This window comes from Marinagarivorans sp. (genome assembly GCF_982758155.1).
The window spans coordinates 1-5,795 of the sequence record NZ_CEXWTU010000081.1; the positions used below are offsets into that span (position 1 = coordinate 1).

At 48.4% G+C, this 5,795-nt stretch carries 4 protein-coding genes; all 4 read right to left on the reverse strand.

What is annotated here, in order from left to right:
- Nucleotides 1-168: 168 nt before the first annotated feature.
- Nucleotides 169-1,554 carry a cyclic di-GMP phosphodiesterase gene (locus tag AC3A8L_RS10645; protein ID WP_487962233.1) on the reverse strand — a complete coding sequence of 462 codons (1,386 nt, stop codon included), beginning with the start codon at nucleotides 1,552-1,554 and terminating at the stop codon, nucleotides 169-171.
- A 160-nt stretch (nucleotides 1,555-1,714) separates the two neighbouring features.
- Nucleotides 1,715-2,785, reverse strand: a complete 1,071-nt coding sequence (hemE, locus tag AC3A8L_RS10650; protein ID WP_487962234.1) for a uroporphyrinogen decarboxylase — start codon at nucleotides 2,783-2,785, stop codon at nucleotides 1,715-1,717.
- Between the two features lie 181 nt (nucleotides 2,786-2,966).
- Nucleotides 2,967-4,385 carry an FAD-dependent oxidoreductase gene (locus tag AC3A8L_RS10655; RefSeq protein WP_487962235.1) on the reverse strand — a complete coding sequence of 473 codons (1,419 nt, stop codon included), beginning with the start codon at nucleotides 4,383-4,385 and terminating at the stop codon, nucleotides 2,967-2,969.
- A 47-nt stretch (nucleotides 4,386-4,432) separates the two neighbouring features.
- Nucleotides 4,433-5,795, reverse strand: a 1,363-nt coding sequence (locus AC3A8L_RS10660; protein WP_487962236.1) for a GltB/FmdC/FwdC-like GXGXG domain-containing protein, incomplete at its 5' end; no start/stop codon positions are given.

Sequence of the window (5,795 nt, forward strand, 5' to 3'; positions counted from 1 at the left end):
CGACCTCCTTACCTTCGTTGCTCAAAGCGTTACATGCCCCGGCATGCGCCCCTTTCAGCACCTCGATAAGAATGCCGATCTCTTCGCCTAATTGGATAAACTATTATTGCCTCGCCCCTAAGCACAAAAAAGGCGCCAAATAGGCGCCTTTTTACATTTCAAACCACACTAAACGCCAAACATTCCCGACAAGCGCTTATTTTTCAAGAAACCAAATAACCCTTTCGTCTCTGCAGTTCGCTGAATATAGCCATCGCAAATACTCAGTACATCAATATCATATGCTCCCGGCTCTAGATCTTGAGCAATTTCAACCCACTCAACTTCTGCGGAAGTTAGCTTACCCGCATCAATCTTGACTTGCTTTTGCTTATCGTCGCCAGCCATATCTAAATAAACAGGATCACCAAGCAATCTCTTGTACGGATCCATAACAACCATGACATGCGGCTTTAGCCTGCGCTCAAAGTTTTGCTCTACAACAACGGCAACCTCACCAGTATTAAGCTCCACCAAGGTACCCGTTGGGTACAAGCCAATAGCACGAATAAACTCAACAACAAGATCACCCTGAAAAAGACTATCTCGACCATCATAAAGCTGCGCCACCGCCTTAGACGGAGACAAAGGATACTTTTCACCCCGAGGGTTGGTCACCTCATCATAAAAAGTAACAACCGCTGCAACACGCCCTAGTAGTGGGATTTTCTCTCCGCGCAAATGAGCAGGAAAACCGGAGCCATTGATACGCTCCTGATGGGTTTTCACAACCGATATTACGCGAGGGGAAACATCAGGCACTGATTCCAAAATCTCAACACCCAAGAGAATAAAGCGCTCAAACTCAACCTGTTCAGATAACGAGCGCTCCTTTGCAGCCAACAGCTCATCGGCCAACCTTGTCTTGCCGACATCTTTAAGCAGGAGCCCCATCGCTAAAACTTCCAAATCGCCCTTGGACAAGCCCATATGACGACCAAGCAAGATTCCCCAAACAGCTGAGCGCACAGCATGACTATAGGTGTGCTCATCTTTTTGCTTAACGCGTGTCAACCAAGTGAATGCATCAGGACAGCGCAATACACTACCCACCATCGCACTGGCCGCACGCTTAGTATCCATAATTGCGCCAGCCGCATCCCCACCGCTTAATTGCTCCATCATTTTAGCAACAGCACCATAAACTTCCCGATGCAGCTCTCTGGCACCCGCCATCTCAGACTGCAAGGAAGCTGCGACAGGGTAGATATTCGGCTTAGTTTTTAGCCCCGCCATGGTAACCTTATCTGACGCGCTCGCCTTAGCTGCAGGCTTGCTACTCGCACGGGCCGTCGCGCTCAGTGTTTTTAGGCCGGCCTTAACTGGGCGCGCGCCCTTCAACACATCAATATAAATATGATGACACTGAGACTTCAGTAGGTTGATCTCTTCCATGTCACGAACATAGAAGCCCTGTAAAGGAAAAGGCGTTTGCGTCCAAGGGCGATCCAAGCCCGACACAAACATGCCTATAGTCACTTCACCAACTTCTATCTTTACTTGCTTAACGCCCACAGGCTTTATCCTCAACAAAAAAATGGCAACTACGTATACGCAAGCCAATACATCCCTTTCGATTATAAGCCTGCCAACAGGTGATGATAATAACCTATCGGACGTTTTTTAATCAATATCTATTATTTTTGTCATTAGATGACACAAATGAGCGCGAAGATTAATTCGCACTATGATACTGAGCTGACAATTCATGCACGCACTCAATAAAGGCACCCGCATTAGCAGGGTCGACCTCAGGCGTGATGCCGTGTCCCAGGTTAAATACGTGCCCATTACCCGCCCCATAACCGGCCAAGATTTTCGCAACTTCTTCACGAATGCGCTCAGGCTTAGAATACAAAATAGAGGGATCCATATTACCTTGTAACGCCACCTTGTCGCCCACACGACGCCTTGCGTCCGATATTGGCGTGGTCCAATCTAAACCCAAAGCGTCAACACCCGTATTGGCCATCGATTCCAGCCACTGCCCGCCACCTTTGGTAAACATGATAACCGGAACCTTACGGCCATCATGTTCGCGAATGAGCCCATCAACAATTTTTTGCATCGGCTTCAAGGAAAACTCTTGGTAAGCATCATGCGCCAGAGCCCCACCCCAGGAGTCAAAAATCTGCACCGCTTGCGCACCCGCTTTTATTTGCTCATTGAGGTATTCGGTTACCGATATTGCCAACTTATCAAGCAGAGCATGCATCAGGCCGGGGTCGTTATAAGCAAGCGCTTTTGCCTTGCGGAAATCCTTACTAGAGCCACCCTCTACCATGTAGGTCGCCAACGTCCAAGGGCTGCCGGAAAAGCCAATCAGTGGAACTCGACCGTTAAGCTCCCGACGAATGGTACGCACAGCATCGGGAACATAAGGTAAATCTTTGAGCGTGTTGACTATGGGTAGCGCATCAACATCTGCTGCAGTCGTTACCGTTTTCTTGAATTTTGGCCCTTCACCGGTTTCAAAGTATAAACCCAAACCCATCGCGTCAGGGATTGTCAAAATATCTGAGAACAAAATTGCAGCATCCAAGGGATAACGCTCAAGGGGCTGCAAGGTCACCTCACAAGCCAGCTCGGGATTCATGCACAAATCCATAAAACTTCCCGCCTTCGCACGCGAGGCGCGATACTCGGGCAAGTAACGCCCAGCCTGACGCATCATCCACACAGGGGTTGCATCCACAGGCTGCCGCATTAGCGCACGCAAAAAACGATCATTCTTGAGCTCAGACATTCCAAAACCTTATTCTTTATGAGTTTTATTAGCGCGCCCAATACCTGCGCACGACAAAGATAACAATGAGTTATACAACCGCCCCTTCACTTTATAAAGGCTGTTCTTACACAAAAGTGAAATTAAAACCAAAAAAAACCGGCATTTGCCGGTTTTTCTAAAAACAGCGATCTAGGCAGCCTTAAACTTCAAGATAATCCAGTATACCTTCGGCGGCTTCGCGCCCCTCCCAAATAGCCGTAACGACCAAATCAGAACCACGCACCATGTCACCGCCAGCGAAAACTTTAGGATTTGTCGTTTGAAACTTAAACGTTTGCTTTTCTGGCGCCACAACGGTCTGCCAATCGGTTAACTGCACGCCATTAGTCTCAAACCATGGCTCCGGGCTTGGACGGAATCCAAATGCAATCAAGACCACATCGGCAGGTAGGATTTCCTCACTACCCTCAACAGGCTCCGGACGACGGCGACCGCGCTCATCAGGCTCGCCTAACTGAGTGGTAATAACCTTCACACCCTCGACCTTACCATCCCCAACAATGCCCACCGGCTGGCGATTAAATAGAAACTCAACGCCCTCTTCCATAGCGTTTTGTACTTCACGACGCGAGCCAGGCATATTCTCTTGGTCACGACGGTAGGCACAACTCACACTCTCTGCGCCCTGACGGATAGAGGTACGATTACAATCCATCGCGGTATCACCACCGCCCAAGACAACAACGCGCTGCCCTTTAACGCTGACAAAATCGGCAGGATCTTTTTCAAAACCCAAGTTGCGGTTTACATTCGAAACTAAGAACGGCAAAGCATCATGAACGCCAGGCAACTCCTCACCCGGGAAGCCACCTTTCATATAGGTATAAGTCCCCATTCCCATAAAGACAGCGTCGTAATCTTCGAGCAGCTGCTCCATAGTGATATCAGTACCGATTTCCGTATTCAAACGGAATTCAACACCCATATCTTGAAAAATCTCACGACGGCGTGTCATAACAGATTTTTCGAGCTTAAACTCAGGAATACCAAACGTTAACAGACCGCCGATCTCTGGGTACTTATCAAAAACAACCGGCTTAACACCATTGCGCACCAATACGTCTGCGCAGCCAAGGCCAGCAGGACCGGCGCCAATAACGGCTACCTTTTTATCCGTCCATACCACCTTAGACATATCTGGGCGCCAGCCCATGGCAAACGCAGTATCGGTAATATACTTTTCCGCATTACCGATGGTGACTGCACCAAAGCCGTCATTCAACGTACAAGCACCTTCACACAAACGATCTTGTGGGCATACACGACCACAAACCTCAGGCAAAGAATTGGTCTGGTGAGAAAGCTCAGCAGCCTCTGTAATATTGCCTTCAGAGATCAACTTCAACCAATTAGGAATGAAGTTATGCACAGGGCACTTCCATTCACAATAGGGATTACCGCACTCTAAACAACGGTGTGATTGATCTTGAACTTCTTCTTCATTGAACGGCTGATAAATCTCAACAAATTCCGCCTTGCGGACATCAATGGCTTTTTTAGAGGGGTCTTGGCGACCAACATCTAAAAATTGAAAATTGTTATTTAAACGCTTACCCATAACGATATCTCAAATAGCTGCGGCCCAGCACGCTGGGCACTGGCTGATTATTCTCCGCGCGAACCCAAGCTGGTTAACAAACTCTGTAAACTCGCGGCCTTTGGCTTAACAAGCCAGAAACGTCCGACCATGTAATCAAAGCGATCCAATATATGCTGCCCCCACGCACTCTGGGTCTCTGCAACAAACTCTTTGATGACACCGCGAAGATGATTACGGTGCGCCTCAAGTGACTCCGTATTTACACGTACGATATCAACTAGCTCATGGTTATAGCGATCGACAAACGCATTATCCTCATCAAGGACATAGGCAAAACCGCCGGTCATACCTGCACCAAAGTTGATGCCTGTCTTACCTAGCACGGTAATTACACCGCCAGTCATGTATTCACAGCAATGATCGCCCGCCCCTTCAACTACCGCGAAAGCACCGGAGTTACGAACACCAAAGCGCTCACCAGCACCACCAGCCGCAAATAATTTGCCGCCCGTAGCGCCATATAAGCATGTATTACCGACAATGCTCGTCTCCTGTGTCGCAAATGTAGAGCCTGCTGGCGGCCGAATAACAAGCTTACCGCCCGCCATGCCTTTACCAACATAATCGTTAGCATCACCTTCAAGGTACATATTAAGGCCGCCGGCATTCCAAACACCAAAACTCTGGCCAGCAATACCTCTCAAATTCAACTTGATCGGTGCACCGTTCATGCCCAAATTACCGTGACGCTTCGCTATTTCACCACTCAGACGAGCGCCAATGGAGCGATCGCAGTTAGTGATTGCAAAGTCAAACTCCCCACCGGTTTTCCCTTCGATAGCTGGCAATACTGCCACCACCATCAACTCAGCTTTTTTGCCTTCATCATAGGGATTATTGCGCTCAACCTGACACGACCTAGGCTTACTCTTAAGAAAGTCATCCGTGTAGATAATTGGAGCTAGATCTAGCTTCGCATGCTTGGCTGTCGTACCGTCGATAACTTCCAGCAAATCAACACGACCGATCAATTCATTAAGCGAACGAACACCTAATTTAGCCATCCATTCGCGTGTCTCTTCTGCAACAAAGCGAAAGAAATTCATAACCATTTCAACGGTGCCGATGTAATGATCTTTACGCAACTTCTCTTGTTGCGTTGCAACACCCGTCGCACAGTTATTCAAATGACAAATACGCAAATATTTACAGCCCAGCGCAACCATTGGCGCAGTACCAAAACCAAAACTTTCCGCACCCAGAATTGCCGCCTTAACAACATCAAGGCCCGTTTTTAAGCCGCCATCTGTTTGTACGCGCACTTTGTCACGTAAATCGTTAGCGCATAAGGTTTGATGCGTCTCTGACAAGCCGAGCTCCCATGGAGAGCCCGCATGTAAAATAGACGTCAACGGACTAGCCGCTGTA